The following is a 20,889-nucleotide window of genomic DNA, read 5'->3' on the forward strand; positions in this document are numbered from 1 at the left end:
TCATGCGCGCGGGCGGCGCGCTCGCGCGCATGCGCGCCACGCTGGAGCGCCCCATGCCCCACAAGGAAGGCAGTCTCGAAGCCCCGACCCGGCATCCGCTCGACTGGCAGTCCGATGCGTTCTACGACCAGGCCGCGATCGATGCGGAAATGACGCGCGTGTTCGACATCTGCGCCGGGTGCCGGCGTTGCGTGTCGCTGTGCGGCGCGTTTCCGGCGCTGTTCGATCTGGTCGACGACACGCCGATGGGCGACATCGAGGAAGTGCCGAAGGCAGCGTTCGGCAAGGTCGTCGACCAGTGTTATTTGTGCGACCTCTGCTACATGACGAAATGCCCGTACGTGCCGCCGCACGCATGGAACGTCGACTTCCCGCACCTGATGCTGCGCGGCAAGGCCGCGCGCTACCGGCGCGGCGAAGTGGCGTTGCGCGACAAGGTGCTGTCGAATACCGATGCGCTCGGTCATTTCGCGGGCATTCCGATCGTCACGCAGGCCGTCAACGCGGTGAACCGCACGCCGCCCGCACGCCACGCGCTCGAAGCGGCGCTCGGCGTCGATCGCGACGCATGGCTGCCGGAGTTCGCGCCGCGCAAGTTCCGGCGCGCCGCGCAGCGCTCCGGCAACCCGCCCGTGCGCGACGGTGAACGCACACCCGGCAAGGTCGCGATCTACGCGACGTGCTACGTGAATTTCAACGAACCGGGCATCGGCCACGATCTGCTCGCGATCCTCGCGCATAACGACATCCCGTACGAACTCGTCGCGCGCGAAGCCTGCTGCGGCATGCCGCTGCTCGAGCAGGGCAACCTCGCGGGCGTGGCCGCGAAGAAGGCCGCGAACATCCCGGTGCTCGAACGCTATGCGCGCGAAGGCTACGCGCTGATCGGCGTGATTCCGAGCTGCGTGCTGATGTACAAGAGCGAGCTGCCGCTGATGTTCCCCGGCGACGACGCGGTGCGCGCGGTGGCCGATGCGTTCTGGGATCCGTTCGAATACGTGATCGCGCGCCATCGCGACGGGCTGCTGAAGACCGATTTCAAGACCGGCCTCGGCACCGTGTCGTATCACGTGCCGTGCCATGCGCGCGTGCAGAACATCGGCCGCAAGACCGCCGACGCGCTGTCGCTCGTGCCCGATACGCGCGTGAACGTCGTCGAGCGTTGCTCGGGGCATGCGGGCACGTTCGGCGTGAAGAAGGAGTTCCATGCGGACGCGATGCGGATCGGCGCACCCGTGTTCAAGGCGATGGCCGAGCCGCGGCCGGACGTCGTGTCGTCCGACTGCGCGCTGGCCGGCCATCACATCGTGCAGGGCATCGACGAGAAGGGGCTGCCGTCCGCGCCGCTCGCGCATCCGCTCACGCTGCTGCGCCGCGCCTACGGCGTCTGACGACGCCCGCCATCCTCGAGGACCTCTCATGACGCTGACCCGCGACTCCCTGCTGACGCTCGAGGCGTACGCGAAGATCCGCCGGACCGAACACGCGCGGCTCGTCGCGTACAAGCGCCGCCGCGCGGTGGCGCTCGGCAACCATCTGCGCTTCCTGTTCGAGGACGAGACGACGATCCGCTATCAGATCCAGGAGATGCTGCACATCGAGAAGATCTTCGACGAGGCAGGCATCGAAGGCGAGCTGGACGCGTATCTGCCGCTGATACCCGACGGCACCAACCTGAAGGCGACGATGCAGATCGAATACGAGCACGAGGCCGAGCGGCGCGCGGCGCTCGCGCGGCTGATCGGCGTCGAGGATCGCGTGTACGTGCGGGTTGACGGGCATGCGAGCGTCTACGCGATCGCCGACGAGGATCTCGAGCGCGACACCGCCGAGAAGACGTCGGCCGTGCACTTCGTGCGTTTCGAACTCGACGCGCCGATGCGCGCGGCGCTCAAGGGCGGGGCGGCGCTGTCGATCGGCTGCGATCATCCTGCCTATACGATGCCGCCGCAGCGCATCGACGCGGACGTGACCGCATCGCTGGCCGGCGACCTGCGCTGACCGAGCGCCGCGCGTCCCGCGCGCCCGGTTTCCGCCGTTCCGTTCCGACCCGAAACAGGGGGCCGCCCGGCTGTCGCCGCGAAGATGTAACACGCGTCACGAATTTGCACGCGGAGACATACCGTGCATCGCGCGTCACCGCCCTTTCATCACTCGCAGAGAAACAATATCAAGATTGTGTACGAAGATAATCACGGCGAACGGAAATTGAATGATTTACCGATTCGTGAATCTCTCGTTACGAATTTTCCCATGATTTACCGATTTTAGGCAGCAGTTCCGGCGATTGTTGCCGGCAAGGGTCGGACCAGCCTGTAACCGGTTATTTCAAGCCATTCTTCATACCCTGTAGAGCCCCGCCAGGCGGGCCTTTGCAGCGACGGGCATAAAGATCTCGCAAAAAAATTCAAGCGTAAATGGATTGCGCATCAATGGCAGGTTGTTTCAGTGCGTAACATTAAGTCATTGTCATATTGAGATAAACCCTGAGGATGGTATGCTTCGTGCACAAAAATTCCCACATTGGAGTGAGACCGTGATTTGTGCGCCATTGCCGGGAATCACGGCACCGTAAAAGTGCGGTGCCGAGCCGGCATGCACAACACCGGATAACCATAATGTGCAACCTGGCCGCCCCCGCGACGCGAAGTGTCGCAATGGCGCCGCCAATCGCAGCCCGGCCTGGCTGCGTGGAGAGATCTACTATGTTCTTCGATGAGCTTAACGATGAAGAGTGGTTTCGTCTTTCAACGCTGATCGCCGATGAACCCATCCGGCTGAATCGTCGCGGGCGTCCGCGTGCCGAACCGCGCGTCGTCGCCAATGCGGTGCTCTGGATCCTGACGACCGGTGAAGCCTGGTCCAAGCTGCCCGGCCGCTATCCGTCCGGGCCGACGTGCCGACGCCGCTACGAGGAGTGGCTTGCGAACGGCACGCTGCTGCAGATGATCGACGTGCTGACCCAGTTCAGCGGGCGCACGTTCGCGTATATTCCGCCGCCGCCGGTGCCTGTGGTTCCCGCGCGCCGTGTGGAATCCGTGGCCGACAACGATCGCTTGCGCGGCGTGTTCTGGCAAAACCCCGAGTCGTGGCAATTGCCGGTCGCTCAGGCAAACGTTTGGGAGGGCGAAGGCGCGTCGGTCAGCGCGAGGCAGGACGATGCGGTGATCGACCGGTCCGACGCATCGTTCGTGGTGCCCGGCGCGCCGTCGACGGAGTTGCGTCATGCGCATGTGTCGTCGGCGAGCTTCGCCGCGGCCGAACCGCAAGTCGACTCGTATCGCGGCTATACGATCAGCGGCACCGCGCAGCCGGTGCAGAACCTGATGTATCGCGCGTGGGCCGAGATCTCGCAGGACGACCGGCGCGTGGAACGCTCGGGCCTGATCGGCCCGCGCTTTACCGACGCCGAGGAAGCCGAGCAGTACGCGCTCGACTGGGCGCGCCAGTGGATCGATCGCCACGGCGCGAGCGACGAGCCGGCGCGCGCGCCGCAAAGCGAGGTGCTGGCCGGTCTGTCGGCGCTGTCGCGTGCGGAGTCCGACATCAAGCGCTTCATCGCCGAGCGTCATACCGGTGCGCTGACCGAAAGCCGCAACGATCCGGTGCAGTCGGAACGTCGCGAGTACGCGTACCGCGTCGGCTGATCGCGGTGCCGATGCGAGGCGCGGGCCGTCGTGTGCCACGACGCCCGCGCGTGCCTGCCCGGGTACGTTCGCGAGACCGTTGTCGGTGTGAACGGGCCTGGCCCCCGGGGCGCCGCCGTCGAAGCGGCGCCCCGGGCGTTTGATGCATCACTGGCGGCCGTAGGTATCGTCGAAGCGGACGATGTCGTCCTCGCCGAGATACGCGCCCGATTGCACTTCGATCAGTTCGAGCGGCATCTTGCCCGGGTTCTCCAGGCGGTGCGAGACGCCGAGCGGGATGTAGGTCGATTCGTTTTCGGACAGCAGGAACGTTTCGTCGCCGCGCGTGATGCGCGCGGTGCCGCGCACGACGATCCAGTGTTCGGCGCGGTGGTGATGCATCTGCAGCGACAGTTGCGCGCCCGGCTTCACGACGATGCGTTTCACCTGGAAGCGCTCGCCCATGTCGACCGAGTCGTAGTGGCCCCACGGGCGATGCACCTTGCGGTGATCGGTGGCTTCCGCGCCGCGTTGCGCCTTGATGCGGCCGACGATTTTCTTCACGTCCTGCACGCGCGACTTGTCCGCGACGAGCACCGCGTCGGGCGTTTCGACGACGACGAGGTTCTGCGTGCCGACGCAGGCGACGAGCCGGCTTTCCGAATGCGCGAAAGTCGATTCGGCGCCTTCGAACAGCACATGGCCGCGGCCGACGTTCTGCGCATCGTCCTTCGGCGAGATCTGCCAGATCGCGTCCCACGACCCGACGTCCGACCAGCCGGCGTCGAGCGGCACGACCACGCTTTCGCACAGTTGCGGCAGGCTCGCGAGCGGCTCCATCACCGCGTAGTCGATCGAGTTCGACGGCGACGCGGCGAACGCCTCGCGATCGACACGGAAGAAATCGCCGTCGTCCTTGCCCTGGGCGACGGCCGTTTCGCACGCGGCGTAGATCGCCGGCTCGAGCTGGCGGATCGCCTTCAGCCAGACCGACGCGCGCACGATGAAGATCCCGCTGTTCCACCAGTATTCGCCCGATGCGACGTACTGCTGGGCGAGTTCGAGGTGCGGCTTCTCGACGAAACGGTCGAGGCGGCGCACGTCGAGGCTGCCGGTCGCGGCGTCGCCGAGCGGCGCACCCACGCGGATGTAGCCGTAGCCGGTCTCCGCGTGCTTCGGCACGATGCCCATCGTCGCGATCTTGCCTTGCGCGGCGCAGTGCACGCCGGCCGCGACCGCTGCGTGAAAGCGCGGCAGGTCGGCGACCGCGTGGTCGGCCGGCATCACCGTCATCACCGCATCGTTGCCGCCGGCGACGAGCCGCAGCGCGGCCAGCGTGAGCGCGGGCGCGGTGTCGCGGCCGAGCGGCTCGAGCATGATCGTCGCGCGCTTGGCCGTCAGGCGCAGCTGTTCGGCGGTCGTGAAGCGGTGATCCTCGCCGCACACGATCAGCACGTCGTCGTTCAGCGGATGGTCGGCCGCGAGGCCGTCGAGGCGCAGGGCGGTCGACTGCAGCAGCGAATGATCGCCGAGCAGGCCGATCAGCTGTTTCGGAAAACGTTCGCGCGACATCGGCCACAGGCGTGTGCCGGAGCCGCCGGCAAGAATCACCGGTTGCACCGCGAGGCGCGTGCCGGCGGCGGGGGCGGCGGAAGAAGCATGGCGCGTTTCGGCTGCCACGGCCGGAGCATTCATGATGGCACTCTCCACGGTTGAAGTCAGTGCCTGTCGTTGTAGCATGAAGTAAATCGACAATAAAACCGGGTCCATTGCCTGATATTCATCGGGCATTCATCTGGAAAAATTTTCCGCGCTAGCATCGGATGCAAATAAAAAAATAAAAAATAATTCCGTGCACCGGCGGCTGGAGCTTGTCTGTAAAGGGATTGAGCCGAACGTAAAGTTTCCGAACAATTCTCGATTTCAGATCGATTCGGGAAAACGTGCCGAATTAATTCAAAAAGTTCGCGGCAAGAATTTCCGATTATTTTTCGAAATACTTGTGCGCTTGAGGGGGGATTTTCTTGTCGCTTCAATAGCGTCATGCAACGTTTGAATCGAAGGTGCGGCACGGGTCGCACGAGGAGCTGTTCGGCAAACGCCTGTTCAAAGAGGAAGCAGACATGTTGAGCGTGCTGGCGAGAGTCATCGATATCGCGATGGTCGTAGCGGGGGCGCTGATCGCCGCCGCGCTGCACGACGGCAGTATCTGGCTCAACGACCTGCAGCGCACGACGGTGCTGTTCGACTGCCTGCTCGTAGTCGTGTTCTTTCCGGCCATCGGCATTTACCAGTCGTGGCGCGGCAAGCGCCTCGTCGGGCTGGTGGGCCGGGTCGCGTTCGCGTGGCTCGTGGTCGAGCTCGCGGGCATCCTGATGAGCTTCAGCTTTCACCAGTCGGGCGAGCTGTCGCGGCTGTGGCTCGGCTACTGGGCGCTCGTGACGATGGCGCTGCTCGCCGGCTCGAAGACGTGCGTGCACGTCGTGCTGCGGCAGCTGCGTCGCGGCGGCTACAACCTGAAGGCGGTCGCGATCGTCGGCGGTACGCCGGCGGCGCGGCGGCTGATCGCGCAGATGCGGGCGCGGCCGGAAGCCGGTTTCAACCCGGTGTGCGTGTACGACGAAAGCGAGGCGCCGGGCGAAGTCGCGCTCGACGACGTGCGCATCGAGCGGCAGTTCGAATCGCTGGTGTGGCTGGTGCGCAGCCGCGCGATCAGCGAGCTGTGGCTCACGCTGCCGATCACGGAGGAGCGCCGGATTCACCAGATCGTGACGGTGTTCCGCCACGACTTCGTGAATATCCGCTTCATCCCGGACGTGCGCACGCTGTCGTTCTTCAACCAGGAAGTGGTCGAGGTGCTCGGCGTGCCGGCGATCAACCTCGCGGCGTCGCCGATCACCGACGTGCGGATCCTGCCGAAGTTCGTGTTCGACCGGCTGTTCGCGCTGGCGGCGCTCACGGCGCTCGCGCCGGTGATGGTGCTGATCGCGGCCCTGATCAAGCTGACGTCGCGCGGGCCGGTGTTCTTTCGCCAGAAGCGCAAGGGCATCGACGGGCACGAGTTCGAGATCTACAAGTTTCGCTCGATGAAGGTGCATCAGGAAGTGGCCGGGCAAGTCACGCAGGCGACGAAGAACGACACGCGCGTGACGCCGGTCGGCCGGTTCCTGCGCCGCACGAGCCTCGACGAGCTGCCGCAGTTCATCAACGTGCTGAAGGGCGAGATGTCGGTCGTCGGCCCGCGCCCGCATGCGCTCGCGCACGACGACATCTACAAGGATCTGGTCAAGGGCTACATGTTCCGCTACCGGATCAAGCCGGGCATCACCGGGTGGGCGCAGATCAACGGCTATCGCGGCGAGACCGACCAGATCGAGAAGATGATGGGGCGCGTGAAGCTCGATCTGTACTACATGCAGAACTGGTCGTTCTGGCTCGACATCAAGATCGTCGTGCTGACGCTCTGGAAAGGCTTTACCGGCAGCAACGCGTACTGACGCGCCGCGCAGGCGTTCCGGTTTTACGAATTTCGAATCATTGGTCACGAGGTCCGACACATCATGAATCTGACTATCATCGGCAGCGGTTACGTAGGTCTTGTCACCGGCGCCTGTCTCGCCGACATCGGGCACGACGTGTTCTGTCTCGACGTCGACCAGGCAAAGATCGACGTCCTGAACAACGGCGGCGTGCCGATCCACGAGCCGGGCCTGAAGGAAGTCATCGCGCGCAACCGCGCGGCCGGCCGCCTGCGCTTCTCGACCGACGTCGAGGCCGCGGTCGCGCACGGCGATGTGCAGTTCATCGCGGTCGGCACGCCGCCCGACGAGGACGGCTCGGCGGACCTGCAGTACGTGCTCGCCGCCGCGCGCAACATCGGCCGCTACATGACGGGCTTCAAGGTGATCGTCGACAAGTCGACGGTGCCGGTCGGCACGGCCGAGCGCGTGCGCGCGGCGGTTGCCGAGGAGCTCGCGAAGCGCGGCGGCGACCAGATGTTCTCGGTCGTGTCGAACCCGGAATTCCTGAAGGAAGGCGCGGCCGTCGACGATTTCACGCGTCCGGACCGCATCGTGATCGGCTGCGACGACGACGTGCCGGGCGAGCGCGCCCGCGAACTGATGAAGAAGCTGTACGCGCCGTTCAACCGCAACCACGAACGCACGCTGTACATGGACGTGCGCTCGGCCGAGTTCACGAAGTACGCGGCCAACGCGATGCTCGCGACGCGCATCTCGTTCATGAACGAGCTGGCGAACCTCGCGGACCGCTTCGGCGCGGACATCGAGGCCGTGCGCCGCGGGATCGGCTCCGATCCGCGCATCGGCTATCACTTCCTGTATGCCGGCTGCGGTTACGGCGGCTCGTGCTTCCCGAAGGACGTCGAGGCGCTGATCCGCACGGCCGACGAGCACGGGCAGGCGCTGCAGATCCTGAAGGCCGTGTCGTCGGTCAACGCGACGCAAAAGCGCGTGCTCGCCGACAAGATCGTCGCGCGTTTCGGCGAGGACCTGACAGGCCGCACGTTCGCGATCTGGGGCCTGGCGTTCAAGCCGAACACCGACGACATGCGCGAAGCGCCGAGCCGCGAGCTGATCGCCGAGCTGCTGTCGCGCGGTGCGCGCATCGCCGCGTACGACCCGGTCGCGCAGCAGGAAGCGCGCCGCGTGATCGCGCTCGATCTCGCCGATCACCCGAGCTGGCTGGCGCGCCTGACCTTCGTCGACGACGAGGCGCAGGCCGCGCGCGACGCCGACGCGCTCGTGATCGTCACCGAATGGAAGATCTTCAAGAGCCCCGACTTCGTCGCGCTCGGCCGCCTGTGGAAATCGCCGGTGATCTTCGACGGCCGCAACCTGTACGAGCCGGAGACGATGAGCGAGCAGGGCATCGAGTACCACCCGATCGGCCGGCCGGGCTCGCGCCAGGCCGTCGCCGCCCGCGTGCCCGGCGCCGCGCGCGCGAGTGCGTAACCCGTTTCCCGTCACTCGTTACGAGGCGCCATGTTCCGGAACATCCTGATCGTCTGCCACGCGAACGTCTGCCGCAGCCCGGCAGCGGAAATGCTGTTCAAGTCGCACGCCGCGTCGCGCGGCGGCCCGCGCCCGACCTTTCACTCGGCCGGCGTGCACGCGAATGACGGCGACGGCATCGATCCGGTGATGCGGCAACTGCTCGCCGAGCGGGGCGTCGATGCGACGACCCACCGCTCGCGGCGGCTGTCGCGCCGGCTGGTGCGCGACGCCGACCTGATTCTCGTCAGCGAGCGCGGACAGATCGCGGCCGTCGAATCGGTCGATCCGTTCGCGCGCGGCAAGGTCCACCTGCTCGGCAAGTGGGAAGGGGCCGAGATTGCCGACCCGCACGGCGGCCCCGAGGCCGACTACCGCGAGAGCTACTCACTGATCGAACGTCTGGTTCAAGGATGGCTACAGAAACTATGCTGAAACGCCCGATGCGCCCGGTGGCGCTTGCCGTCGCGCTGACGACTTTCCTGTCGGCCTGTGCAACCGCTCCCGGCAACTACCTCGACTCGTCGAACCTGAAGGACGAAGGCCGGCAGCAAGCCGCCGAAACCTATCCGGTGCATTACATCGACGCCAAAGTGGTGATGGACCAGCTGCAGAAGGCGCAGGTCGACCATCCGCTGCCGCCGGGACGTTATACCGACCCGTCGCAGTACACCTATCGCGTGGGCCCGCAGGACATCCTCGGCGTCACCGTGTGGGACCACCCCGAGCTGACGACGCCGCAGGGCCAGTCGTTCTCGAGCGGCGGCAACACGACGCAATCGGTCGCGGGCGCGCTGCAGCAGCCGTATACGACCGCGCTGCCGGGCCAGGCCGATCCGTATGGCCAGACGGTGGGCGCCGACGGCACGATCTTCTTCCCGTTCGTCGGCCGCGTGCGCGTGGCGGGCAAGACCGTCGCGCAGATCCGCGACGAGATGGCGTCCGGCCTGTCGCGCTACGTGAAGAATCCGCAGCTCGACGTGCGCGTGCTGTCGTTCCGCAGCCAGAAGGTGCAGGTGACGGGCGAGGTGAAGCAGCCGGGCCCGCTCGCGATGAGCGACGTGCCGCTGACGCTCGTCGACGCGATCTCGCGCTCGGGCGGCTCGACCAACGAGGCCGACCTGCAGCGCGTGCGCCTGACCCGCGACGGCAAGCTCTACACGCTCGACGCGAACGGCGTGCTCGATCGCGGCGAAGTCAACAAGAACGTGATGCTGCAGGCGGGCGACATCATCAACGTGCCGGACCGCAGCGACAGCCGTGTGTTCATCATGGGCGAGGTCAAGACGCCGGTCACGGTGCCGATGCTCAAGGGCCGGCTGACCATCGCCGACGCGCTGACCGCGGGCGGCGGCATCCTCGACACCGACGCGAACCCGCGCAAGATCTACGTGATGCGCGGGATGCGCGACAACCCGACGAAGCCCGAAGTGTTCCGTCTCGACATGACGCAACCCGATGCGCTGATGCTGTCGAGCCGCTTCCCGCTTCAACCGCTCGACGTCGTCTACGTCAGCACGGCCAGCTCGGTGCAGTTCAACCGTGTGCTGCAGCAGGTGCTGCCGACGATCCAGACGATCTTCTACATGCGGCAAATCACGCGCTGATAGCCCGCCGGGGCGGCGCCTCCGCCCCGGCACCACTCAAGCGGGAACGAATGGTGAACACGCAAGCGAAACACTCCTACGCGGATCTGTCCGTGAAAACCGAGGAAGAGGACGTCGTCCTCGGCCAGTTGCTCCAGGTGATCATGGACGACATCTGGCTGCTGCTCGGCATCGCGGTGACGGTCGTCGCGCTCGCCGGCCTCTACTGCTACGTGGCGAAGCCGGTGTACCAGGCCGACGTCCACGTGCGGGTCGAGAGCAACGACAACACGTCGCAGGCGCTCACGCAGACGCAGACCGGCGCGACGATCAACACCGGTCCGCAGCAGGCGCAGACCGATGCGGAAATCGAGATCATCAAGAGCCGCGGCGTCGTCGCGCCGGTGGTCGATCAGTTCAAGCTGAATTTCTCGATCGCGCCGAAGACGCTGCCGGTGATCGGCAGCCTCGCCGCGCGCCTCGCGACGGCGGGCGTGCCGTCGCGGCCGTGGCTCGGCCTGAAGTCGTATGCGTGGGGCGGCGAAGTCGCCGACGTCGATTCGATCAGCGTCGTGCCGGCGCTCGAAGGCAAGAAGCTGACGCTGACGGCCGGCCCGGACGGCACCTATTCGCTGGTCGACCCGAACGGGACGCGGCTGCTGTCGGGCCATGTCGGCGAAGCGGCGCAGGGCGGTGGCGTGACGCTGCTCGTGCAGAAGCTCGTCGCGCGCCCCGGCACGCAGTTCACGGTGGTCCGCTACAACGATCTCGACGCCATCAGCGGCTTCCAGGCCGGCATCCAGGTGACCGAGCAGGGCAAGCAGACGGGCGTCGTGCAGATCTCGCTCGAAGGCAAGGACCCGGACCAGACCGCCGCGATCGCGAACGCGCTCGCGCAGTCGTACCTGAACCAGCACGTGGTCGCGAAGCAGGCCGAGGCGACCAAGATGCTCGACTTCCTGAAGGGCGAGGAACCGCGCCTGAAGGCCGACCTCGAACGCGCGGAAGCCGCGCTGACGCAGTACCAGCGCACGTCGGGCTCGATCAACGCGAGCGACGAGGCGAAGGTCTACCTCGAAGGCAGCGTGCAGTACGAACAGCAGATCGCCGCGCAGCGCCTGCAGCTCGCGTCGCTCGCGCAGCGCTTCACCGATTCGCACCCGATGGTGATCGCGGCCAAGCAGCAGCTCGCGGAACTGCAGGGCGAGAAGGACAAGTTCAGCAACCGCTTCCGCAGCCTGCCGGCCACCGAAGTGAAGGCCGTCCAGCTCCAGCGCGACGCGAAGGTCGCCGAGGACATCTACGTGCTGCTGCTGAACCGCGTGCAGGAACTGTCGGTGCAGAAGGCCGGTACGGGCGGCAACATCCACCTCGTCGATTCGGCGCTGCGTCCGGGCGATCCGGTCAAGCCGAAGAAGGTGCTGATCCTGTCGGCGGCCGTGTTCCTGGGCCTGATCCTCGGCACGGGCGTGGTGTTCCTGCGCCGCAACCTGTTCCAGGGCATCGAGGATCCGGACCGCATCGAGCGCACGTTCAACCTGCCGCTGTACGGGCTGGTGCCGCAAAGCGCCGAGCAGGTGAAGCTCGACGCGGCGGCCGAGAAGGGCGGCGGCCGCGCGCGGCCGATCCTCGCGAGCCTGCGTCCGAAGGATCTCAGCGTCGAGAGCCTGCGCAGCCTGCGCACCGCGATGCAGTTCGCGATGATGGACGCGAAGAACCGCGTGATCGTGCTGACGGGCCCGACGCCGGGCATCGGCAAGAGTTTCCTGACGGTCAACCTCGCGGTGCTGCTCGCCCATTCGGGCAAGCGCGTGCTGCTGATCGACGCCGACATGCGCCGCGGCCTGCTCGACCGCTATTTCGGCCTGACCGCGCAGCCGGGCCTGTCCGAGTTGCTGAGCGACCAGGCGCCGCTCGAGGATGCCGTGCGCGAAACGCCGGTGCAGGGCCTGTCGTTCATCGCGGCCGGCACGCGTCCGCCGAACCCGTCGGAGCTGCTGATGTCGTCGCGCCTGCCGCAATACCTCGAAGGGCTCGGCAAGCGCTACGACGTCGTGCTGATCGATTCGCCGCCGGTGCTGGCGGTGACCGACGCGACCATCATCGGCCGCATGGCCGGCTCGACGTTCCTCGTGCTGCGCTCGGGCATGCACACCGAAGGCGAGATCGCCGATGCGATCAAGCGCCTGCGCACCGCGGGTGTCGATCTGGAAGGCGGGATCTTCAACGGCGTGCCGCCGAAGGCGCGGGGCTACGGCCGCGGTTATGCGGCCGTGCATGAATACCTGAGCGCCTGATCCGTCTGGCGCGTAACCGGGCGGGCGGCGTGTGCTGCCCGCCCGGCCGACTGGAGAACCATCGATGAAAATTTCCGTGCTCGTTCCGACCTACCGGCGTCCCGCCGACCTCGCGCGCTGCCTGCTGGCGCTGCAGCGCCAGCAGCGGCTGCCCGACGAGGTGATCGTCGTCGCGCGCCCGGAGGACGACGCCACGCACGAGCGGCTCGCCGATCCGGCGGTCGGCGGCGCGCTGCCGCTGCGCGTCGTGCCGGTCGACGTGCCGGGGCAGGTCGCCGCGCTGAACAAGGGGCTCGATTCCGCGACCGGCGACATCGTGGCCATCACCGACGACGATGCGGCGCCGCATCGCGACTGGCTCGCCCGCGTCGAAGCGGTATTCGAGGCCGATCCGCGCGTGGGCGCGGTCGGCGGGCGCGACTGGGTCCACGAGAAAGGCCGCGTGCTCGACGAATCGCGCGAACGCGTCGGCCAGCTCACGCTGTCCGGCAAGATCGTCGGCAATCATCACCTCGGCGTCGGCGGCGCGCGCGAAGTCGACATGCTGAAAGGCGCGAACATGAGCTATCGCCGCGCCGCGATCGAGCGGCTGCGCTTCGACACGCGGCTGCGCGGCGCCGGTGCGCAGGTGCACAACGACATGGGCTTCAGCATGCGCGTGCAGCGCGACGGCTGGACGCTCGTCTACGACCCGGCGATCGCGGTCGATCATTTTCCGGCCGAGCGTTTCGACGACGACCGGCGCGATGCCGCGTCGCTGAATGCGATCAGCAACGGCGCGTACAACATGCACCTGATCCTGCGCGAGCACCTGCCGCCGCTGCGGCGCGAGATCGCGTGGTGGTGGTGGACGCTGGTCGGCACGCGCGTCTACCCGGGCTTCGCGCACGTGCTGCTGTCGCTGCATACGGCGAAGCGCGAGCGGATCCGCGAGCACTGGCGCGCGGTGCGCCGTGGCGCGCGCGATGCCCGCCGCGCGAACCTTGCCCCCCACCATGCGGCGATGCCGCCGGTGACGTCTTGAACGGCCCGCGCGCCTCGCGCGCGGCCACCCCCGGAGGGCTCGCATGACTGCAACGAACGTCCACGTCCATCTGTTTTACGGCGCCGATCCGCGTATCTACCGGAAAGGCGAGAACATCGGCTGCCTGTACGGCTATCACCACGCCGAATCCGACGAGTTCCGGCTGACCTATTCGCAGGACGGCGGCGAGAACCGCGTCGCCGGCCTTGCACGCCGCGCGCTGAAGGCGGCGCTCGGCTTCGACGTCGTGCATGCGTGGCGCAATCGCGCCGCGCTGCTGAACACCGACGTGATCTGGACGCATACGGAACAGGAGCATCTGGCGGCGGCGCTGGTCCTCAAGCTCGCCGGTACGCGGGGCAAGCGGCCGCTGCTGCTCGCGCAGAGCGTGTGGCTGTTCGACAAGTGGGACAGTTTCGGCGGTCCGCGCCGCTGGCTGTACCGCAAGCTGCTCAAGCGCGCCGACGCGCTGACCACGCTGGCGCGCGACAACGCCGAGCTGTGCCGTCGTTATCTCGGTCGCGAAGCCGAGTTCGTCTACTACGGGCTGAACACCCAGGATTTTCCGCCGGCCGAGCCGCGGCAGTGGACACCGAACCAGCCGCTGCGGATCGCGGCGATCGGCAACGACCGCGACCGCGACTGGCGCACGTTCCTCGCCGCGTTCGGCGGCGACGCGCGCTACGACGTGCGGCTCGCGACGCGCCGCCGCGTGCCGCGCGAGTGGCATGCGCCGAACGTGAAGATCGGCTCGGCGTCGGGGCTGGCGAAGCAGCACGAGCTGTACGCGTGGGCCGACGTGATCGTCGTGCCGTTGCGGCCGAATTTCCATGCGTCGGGTATCACCGTGATGCTCGAGGCGGCGGCCGTCGGCAAGCCGATGATCGTGTCCGACGTCGGCGGGCTCAGCGACTACTTCCCGCACGATACGGCCGCGTATGTGCCGGCGTTCGACGCGCCGGCGATGCGCCAGGCCGCGGACCGCTTCGTCGCCGATCCGGCGGCGGCGCTCGATTGCGCGCGGGCCGCCGCCGCGTGCCTGCGCGATCGCGACCTGACCACGCAGGCGTTCGCCGAGCAGCACGTGCGGATCACGCGCGACATGCTGCGCCGGCGCCGCACGCCGGCGGCCGCGGGGCTGGCGATGCCGCTCGCCGATTCACGCCCGTCGTCGCGGTGAGAGCGGATCGATGAGTACGATTGCCGCCGAGCGCGCACCGTCGCCCAAGCGCAGCCGGCTTCCCGAGCCGAAGCACTGGGTCGGGCAGGCCGCGCTGTGGTCCTTCACCGCCGCGCTGATCGCCGTGCACCAGGGCAAGGTGCTGACGCTCGCGTTTCCGGTGCTGGCCATCGCGGTCGGCTTCTGGCTGTATTTCAAGAGCCCGGCGCGCTATGTCGGCTTCATGTGGTGGGTGTGGTTCCTGAGCCCCGAGGTGCGGCGGCTGGCCGACTGGTCGAAGGGCGCGTTCACGCCGACGAGCCTGATCCAGGTCGCGCCGCTCGCGGTGACGATGATCGCCGGCTTCGGGCTGATCCGGCATTACCGCGTGCTCGCGCAGCGGCGCGGGATTCCCGTGCTGCTGATGCTGTTCGGGCTCGCATATGCGTATCTCGTCGGGATCGTGTCGAGCGGCGTGATGGCCGCGACCTACGACCTGGCGAACTGGGTGTACCCGGTGCTGATCGGCTTTCACATCATGGTCAACGCGCGCGACTATCCCGAGTACCGCGACGTGCTGCTGTCCACGTTCATGTGGGGCATGCTGGTGATGGGCCTGTACGGCGTCGTGCAGTACTTCGTGATGCCGCAGTGGGACGTGCTGTGGATGATCGGGTCCGACATGGGCTCGCAGGGCGAGCCGGTGCCGTACGGCGTGCGCGTCTTCAGCACGATGAATTCGTCGGGGCCGTTCGCGTTCGCGATCATGGGCGCGCTGGTGTTCGTGTTCGCCGCGCCGCAGAAGATCCGCTGGTTCGCGGGGGCGGCCGGTTTCGTGTCGTTCGCGCTGTGTCTCGTGCGCTCGACGTGGGGCGGCTGGGTGATCGCGCTCGCGATCCAGCTCGCGCAGTCGAACAACCGCCTGCGGATGCGGATCCTCATCAGCGGCGTCGTGCTGGTCGGGCTGTGCGTGCCGCTCCTGACCGTCGGGCCGGTGGCCGACCGTCTCGGCGCGCGCCTGCAGTCGATCACGAACCTGAAGGACGACCGCAGCTACGACGACCGCAACAAGTTCTACGCCACCTTCGCGCAGACGGCGTTTACCGACGTCGCCGGCGAAGGAATGGGCGCGACGGGCGCATCCACGAAGCTGTCGAGCGACAGCGGCGAGCTCGGCAAGTACGGCAGCTTCGACAGCGGCGTGATGAACGTGCCGTTCGTGCTCGGCTGGCCCGGCACGCTGCTGTATCTCGCCGGCGTCGTGATGCTGTTCGGCCGCACGCTGCGCGCGGCATTCCGGCTGCGCAAGGACAAGTTCGTCGGCGCGTGCCTGAGCCTGTGCCTGTCGACCTTCGCGATGCTCGTGTTCACGAACTCGCTGATCGGCACGGGCGGCCTGCTGATGTTCACAGCCATTTTTTCGATACTTGCCGCGGCGCACTGGCAAAAGGCGCAACGCCTGCTGGCCGCCGCGCGTTCACGGGGAGGCGACCATTGAGAATCGCGATCGTCACGCACGTCGTGCGACATAACGACGGGCAGGGCCGCGTCAATTACGAAATCGCGCGCGCGGCGCTGGCCGAAAACTACGAGGTCACGCTGGTCGCGTCGCATGTCGCGCCCGAGCTGCTGGCCGACCCGCGCGTGCGCTGGGTGCCCGTGAAGGTCGGCGGCTTCTGGCCGTCGAATCTCGTCAAGCAGCAGGTGTTCGCGCTGAAGAGCGCGGCCTGGCTGCGCGCGCATCGCGGCGAATACGACGTGCTGCACGTGAACGGCTTCATCTCGTGGATCAAGGCCGACGTGAATACCGCGCACTTCGTGCACGGCGGCTGGTTCAAGAGTCCGTACTATCCGTTCGGGCCGACGAAGGGCATCTGGTCGGCTTACCAGTATGTCTATACGCGCGTGAACACCACGCTCGAGCGCTGGGCGTACCGGCGTTCGCGCGCGATCACGGCCGTGTCGCAGAAGGTGGCCGACGAGATTGCCGGGATCGGCATCGACAGCCGCAAGATCAGCGTGATCTACAACGGCGTCGACGGCAGCGCGTTCGCGCACGCGCAGGCCGACCGCGCGGCGTTCAAGCTGCCGGACGACGCGTTCCTGCTGCTGTTCGTCGGCGACCTGCGCACGCCGCGCAAGAACCTCGGCACCGTGCTGAAGGCGCTGACGAAGCTGCCGGCGAACGTGCATCTGGCGGTGGCCGGCTATTTGCCCGGCAGCCCGTATCCGGAAGAGGCGCGCGCGCTCGGCATCGATGCGCGCGTGCATTTCCTCGGCCTCGTGAAAAACATGCCGACGCTGATGCGCTCGGTCGACGCGTATGTCTTTCCGTCGCGCTACGAAGCGATGAGCCTGTCGCTGCTGGAAGCGATGGCGGCCGGCTTGCCGGTCGTCACCGCGCGCACGGCGGGCGGCGCGGAGATCATCACGCGCGAATGCGGGATCGTGCTGGAGGATCCGGACGATCCGGCCGCGCTCGCGCAGGCGATCGGCTCGCTCGCGGCCTCGCGCGACACCTGTCGCGCGATGGGCGACGCGGCCCGCGAACTGATGACCCGTTTCGGCTGGGCGCACATGGGTGCCCAGTACGTCGCGCTTTACCGGCGCATCGGTCAACCCACGCAGCCGTCCGCCTTCGAGCGGGTCGAGCATGCAGTCACGCAGGAGCAGTCGTGATGTCCCAAACTTCCCGGCCGATCAAATCGTTGCAAATCGGCATGCACTGGTTCCCCGAACGCGCGGGCGGCCTCGACCGGATGTACTACTCGCTCGTCGGCGCGCTGCCGGGGGCCGGTGTCGAGGTGCGCGGGCTCGTTGCCGGCTCGCCGAAGGTCGCCGACGACACGGGCGGCGCGATCCAGGGCTTCGGTCCCGCGTCGGAGCCGCTCGCGCGCCGGATGCTCGCCGCGCGGCGCGCGCTGCGCGACGAGATCCGCAGCGAACGGCCGGACGTGATCTCGTCGCACTTCGCGCTGTACACGTTCCCGGGGCTCGACGTCACGCGCGGGATTCCGCAGGTGTCGCACTTCCAGGGGCCGTGGGCCGACGAAAGCCAGGTCGAGGGCGCGGCGTCGCTCGGGCAGCGCGCGAAGCGCTATCTCGAACAGGCCGTCTATACGCGCTCGTCGCGGCTGATCGTGCTGTCGCAGGCGTTCGGCCAGATCCTGACGAACCGCTACGGGATCGATCCGTCGCGCGTGCGCGTGATTCCCGGCTGCGTCGACACCGCGCAGTTCGATACGCCGCTGACGCCCGCCGAGGCGCGGCACAAGCTGCAGTTGCCGCAGGACCGGCCGATCGTGCTGGCCGTGCGCCGGCTCGTGCGGCGCATGGGGCTGGAGGACCTGATCGACGCGATCGGTCTCATCAAGCAACGCCACCCGGACGTGCTGCTGCTGATCGCCGGCAAGGGCAAGATCGGCGAGGAACTGCAGCAGCGCATCGACGCCGCCGGGCTGCAGGACAACGTGAAACTGCTCGGCTTCGTGCCCGACAACCATCTCGCGGCGCTGTACCGCGCGGCGACGGTCAGCGTCGTGCCGACGGTCGCCCTCGAGGGGTTCGGGCTGATCACCGTCGAATCGCTCGCGTCCGGCACGCCCGTGCTGGTGACGCCGGTCGGCGGGCTGCCGGAGGCGGTGGCCGGGCTGTCGAACGATCTCGTGCTGCCGTCGACGGGCGCCGATGCGATCGCTGAAGGGCTCGGCGGCGCACTGTCGGGTACGATCGCGCTGCCCGACGAGGCCGCATGCAAGCGCTACGCGCGTGACCATTTCGACAACGCGGTGATCGCGCGACGCGTCGCCGGCGTGTACGAGGAGGCGATCCAGGCGGCCGGCTGAACGCTCGCGGCGCGCAACCGGCGCGCCGACCAGGAAACCGGACCGGCGCAGGCACGTGGCCGGTGCGCGTGCCGGCCGCCCGACGCGGGTGCGCCGGCTTTTTTGCTCGATCCCGATGACCGGCGCGCATCACGCGCGCCTGAGCGTCGCGACCCACACGCCGAGCGCGGCGATGCTGACGGCCGCGCCGAGCACGCAGACGCCGGTCCATCCGGCGCGCGCATACGTCATCGTCGACGCGATCGCACCGAGCCCGCTGCCGGCCGAGTAGAACAGCATGTAGCAGCCGACGAGGCGCGCGTGCGCATCGGGCCGCGCGCCGAGAATCATGCTCTGGTTGACGACGTGGACGGCCTGCCCGCCGACGTCGAGCAGCACGATGCCGACGATCAGCCACGCAATCGACGTGACGCCGAACGCGAGCGGCAGCCACGCGCACGCGAGCAGCGCGAGCGCGGCGCCGGTCGTCGCTTCGCCGCGCCCGCGATCCGCGAGCCGGCCCGCGCGGGCGGCCGCCGCCGCGCCCAGTGCGCCGACTAGGCCGAATGCACCGATCTGCGTATGCGACATCGCGTGCGGCGGCGCGCTCAGCGGCAGCACGAGCGCGCTCCAGAAGATGCTGAACGCCGCGAACATCAGCAGCGCGATCGCACCGCGCACGCGCAGCACGCGTTCATCGCGCAACAGCGACACCATCGACCGCAGCAGCGCCGCATAACCGATGCGCTCGCGCGGCGCGTCCGTGTCGGGCAACAGCCGCGACAGCACGGCGAGCATCGCGATCGCGAGCGCCCCCGACACGAGGTAGACGGCCCGCCAGCCGGCGAGATCGGTGACGACGCCGGCCAGCGAACGCGCGGCCAGCAGCCCGACCACGACGCCGCCTTGCGCGGCGCCCACCACGCGCCCGCGTTCGCCGGCGCCGGCGAGCGCGGCCGAGCACGCGATCAGCCCTTGCGTCATCGCGGTGCCGAGCAGCCCGACCGCGACCATCCCCGCGAGCAGCGCGATGCGCGTCGGCGACGCGGCGACGCCGATGCAGGCCGCCGTCAGCAGCAGAAGCTGCGCGGTGATCAGGCGCTTGCGGTTCAGCAGGTCGCCGAGCGGCACGACGAACAGCAGCGCGAGTGCGCAGCCGAGCTGCGTCGCGGTGATCACGCCGCCGACGGCGGCCTGCGACACACCGAAATCGCGCGCGATCGAATCGAGCAGCGGCTGCGCGTAGTAGACGTTCGCGACGCTCGCCGCACAGCAGACGGCCAGCCACGCGACGCGCGCCGAGGACAGGCGGCCGCCATCGGCCGCATGCGTTGCACGGGGCGGCACGTTCGATGCCGCGACGCCGGAATGACAGGAAGACTCCATGGGTTCCCTTGCGCAAAGTAGTTGCAAATTAAAACTGGTATGAAGTGTAGGAAAAGTAGTTTTAAAATGCAACTTGTTGTGCGGCGGGCGACGGGCCCGCGCACGGATGGCCGGCGCTGCCGAGCGCGCGGCCGGCACGAGGGCGGAGAGGAACATGGCCAGGCAGAAAAGTCTTGCGGATTCGCCGTGCCCGGTGGCGCGGGCGACCGATATCGTCGGCGATCGCTGGGCGTTGTTGATCGTGCGCGATGCGTTCGACGGCGTGCGCCGGTTCGGCGATTTCCGCGCGAGCCTCGGCGTCGCGAGCAACATCCTGTCCGATCGGCTGAAGATGCTGGTGGACGCCGGCGTGTTCGACGTCGTGCCGGCGTCGGACGGCACCGCGTATCAGGAATACGTGCTGACGAAAAAGGGCGAGGGGTTGTTTCCGGTGATCGTGATGCTGCGGCAATGGGGCGAGGCGAACCTGTTCGCCCGCGGCGAGCCGCATTCGGTGCTGGTCGATCGCGGCACGGGGCGTGCGATCCGCAAGCTCGCGCTGCGCCACGAGGACGGCCGGCCCTTGAAGGCGGCCGAGACGGTCGTGAAGAAGATCGGCGACGAAGCGGGCGCGACACGGCGGTGAGCGCGCTGCGCGGCGGCCAGCCGGTCGGCTGGACTGCCGCGATCGTCGTTGACCGGAGCCGCGTCGCGATGACCCGTCCGCCGGATGCCGCGGGTTACCGGCGGCTGATCCAGCGCGATCCCGGCGACGCGTGAGCACACGCGTTCAATCGGCCGCCGGCATTGCCCGATGCACGGGCGCCGCGCCGCGATGCGCATCGGGCCGCACGCGCGTCGCGAGCAGCGCGGCCGCGACCAGCAATGCGACCGATACGGCCGTTTCGATCCGCAATCCGTCCACGACCTGCCGCGCGCCGCCGCCCGCGAGCGCGCCGAACGCCGCGACACCCATCGCGCCGCTGGCTTGCCGCG

General features: G+C 67.9%; 17 protein-coding genes and 1 pseudogene. 15 read left to right on the forward strand and 3 right to left on the reverse strand.

Going from position 1 to position 20,889, the window contains the following annotated elements; translation table 11 throughout:
- Positions 1-53: 53 nt before the first annotated feature.
- The 3 genes from G3N62_RS26900 (at position 54) to G3N62_RS26910 (ending at position 3,647) form a co-directional block, all read left to right on the forward strand.
- Positions 54-1,391, forward strand: coding sequence for a heterodisulfide reductase-related iron-sulfur binding cluster (locus tag G3N62_RS26900; protein WP_124668809.1), 1,338 nt, complete (start codon positions 54-56; stop codon positions 1,389-1,391).
- Positions 1,392-1,419: 28 nt separating this feature from the next.
- On the forward strand, positions 1,420-2,001 hold the full coding sequence (locus G3N62_RS26905) for a DUF3501 family protein (RefSeq protein WP_059558451.1): 582 nt from the start codon (positions 1,420-1,422) through the stop codon (positions 1,999-2,001).
- A gap of 704 nt (positions 2,002-2,705) precedes the next feature.
- Complete coding sequence (locus G3N62_RS26910) at positions 2,706-3,647, forward strand: DUF6566 family protein (RefSeq protein WP_124668996.1); 942 nt, start codon at positions 2,706-2,708, stop codon at positions 3,645-3,647.
- 147 nt (positions 3,648-3,794) lie between these two features.
- On the opposite strand, the gene G3N62_RS26915 is transcribed toward G3N62_RS26910, so the two are convergent.
- Positions 3,795-5,321, reverse strand: a complete 1,527-nt coding sequence (locus tag G3N62_RS26915) for a mannose-1-phosphate guanylyltransferase/mannose-6-phosphate isomerase (RefSeq protein ID WP_034185694.1) — start codon at positions 5,319-5,321, stop codon at positions 3,795-3,797.
- 428 nt (positions 5,322-5,749) lie between these two features.
- Here G3N62_RS26915 and G3N62_RS26920 point away from each other — a divergent pair, with 428 nt between their 5' ends.
- From G3N62_RS26920 to G3N62_RS26965, 10 genes are all read left to right on the forward strand, one after another.
- Positions 5,750-7,123: an undecaprenyl-phosphate glucose phosphotransferase gene (locus G3N62_RS26920; RefSeq protein ID WP_034185967.1), complete on the forward strand. Its 1,374-nt coding sequence runs from the start codon at positions 5,750-5,752 to the stop codon at positions 7,121-7,123.
- Between the two features lie 63 nt (positions 7,124-7,186).
- Complete coding sequence (locus G3N62_RS26925; protein WP_124609069.1) at positions 7,187-8,599, forward strand: UDP-glucose/GDP-mannose dehydrogenase family protein; 1,413 nt, start codon at positions 7,187-7,189, stop codon at positions 8,597-8,599.
- Between the two features lie 30 nt (positions 8,600-8,629).
- Positions 8,630-9,073 (forward strand): low molecular weight protein-tyrosine-phosphatase, encoded by a 444-nt coding sequence (locus G3N62_RS26930; protein WP_034185696.1) that lies wholly within the window; start codon positions 8,630-8,632, stop codon positions 9,071-9,073.
- Positions 9,067-10,245 (forward strand): polysaccharide biosynthesis/export family protein, encoded by a 1,179-nt coding sequence (locus G3N62_RS26935; RefSeq protein WP_034185697.1) that lies wholly within the window; start codon positions 9,067-9,069, stop codon positions 10,243-10,245. The genes G3N62_RS26930 and G3N62_RS26935 overlap by 7 nt, the downstream gene beginning before the upstream one ends.
- Before the next feature lie 50 nt (positions 10,246-10,295).
- Entirely contained in the window at positions 10,296-12,521 is a 2,226-nt protein-coding gene (locus tag G3N62_RS26940) for a polysaccharide biosynthesis tyrosine autokinase (RefSeq protein WP_034185698.1), read from the forward strand.
- Between the two features lie 64 nt (positions 12,522-12,585).
- Positions 12,586-13,545, forward strand: coding sequence for a glycosyltransferase family 2 protein (locus tag G3N62_RS26945; protein WP_059558447.1), 960 nt, complete (start codon positions 12,586-12,588; stop codon positions 13,543-13,545).
- Between the two features lie 43 nt (positions 13,546-13,588).
- Positions 13,589-14,725, forward strand: a complete 1,137-nt coding sequence (locus G3N62_RS26950) for a glycosyltransferase family 4 protein (protein WP_124668810.1) — start codon at positions 13,589-13,591, stop codon at positions 14,723-14,725.
- Positions 14,726-14,735: 10 nt separating this feature from the next.
- Complete coding sequence (locus G3N62_RS26955) at positions 14,736-16,202, forward strand: glucose-6-phosphate isomerase (RefSeq protein ID WP_034185701.1); 1,467 nt, start codon at positions 14,736-14,738, stop codon at positions 16,200-16,202.
- Positions 16,199-17,383 (forward strand): glycosyltransferase family 4 protein, encoded by a 1,185-nt coding sequence (locus G3N62_RS26960; RefSeq protein WP_124668811.1) that lies wholly within the window; start codon positions 16,199-16,201, stop codon positions 17,381-17,383. Before G3N62_RS26955 ends, G3N62_RS26960 begins: the two co-directional genes overlap by 4 nt.
- Positions 17,383-18,549, forward strand: a complete 1,167-nt coding sequence (locus tag G3N62_RS26965; protein ID WP_034185968.1) for a glycosyltransferase family 4 protein — start codon at positions 17,383-17,385, stop codon at positions 18,547-18,549. The genes G3N62_RS26960 and G3N62_RS26965 overlap by 1 nt, the downstream gene beginning before the upstream one ends.
- A 129-nt stretch (positions 18,550-18,678) precedes the next feature.
- Here the strand turns inward: G3N62_RS26965 and G3N62_RS26970 are convergent, their stop codons facing one another.
- Positions 18,679-19,914 carry an MFS transporter gene (locus G3N62_RS26970; RefSeq protein WP_124668812.1) on the reverse strand — a complete coding sequence of 412 codons (1,236 nt, stop codon included), beginning with the start codon at positions 19,912-19,914 and terminating at the stop codon, positions 18,679-18,681.
- A 154-nt stretch (positions 19,915-20,068) separates the two neighbouring features.
- On the opposite strand from G3N62_RS26970, the gene G3N62_RS26975 reads away from it, so the two are divergent.
- Positions 20,069-20,539, forward strand: a complete 471-nt coding sequence (locus tag G3N62_RS26975; RefSeq protein WP_185733015.1) for a helix-turn-helix domain-containing protein — start codon at positions 20,069-20,071, stop codon at positions 20,537-20,539.
- Positions 20,536-20,673, forward strand: a complete 138-nt coding sequence (locus tag G3N62_RS26980) for a hypothetical protein (protein WP_185733016.1) — start codon at positions 20,536-20,538, stop codon at positions 20,671-20,673. Before G3N62_RS26975 ends, G3N62_RS26980 begins: the two co-directional genes overlap by 4 nt.
- Positions 20,674-20,683: 10 nt before the next feature.
- Here G3N62_RS26980 and G3N62_RS26985 read toward each other — a convergent pair.
- A pseudogene (locus G3N62_RS26985) lies at positions 20,684-20,889 on the reverse strand (MFS transporter); the annotation flags it as partial.

The organism is Burkholderia sp. Tr-20355 (assembly GCF_017104685.1).
Lineage (GTDB): Bacteria > Pseudomonadota > Gammaproteobacteria > Burkholderiales > Burkholderiaceae > Burkholderia > Burkholderia seminalis.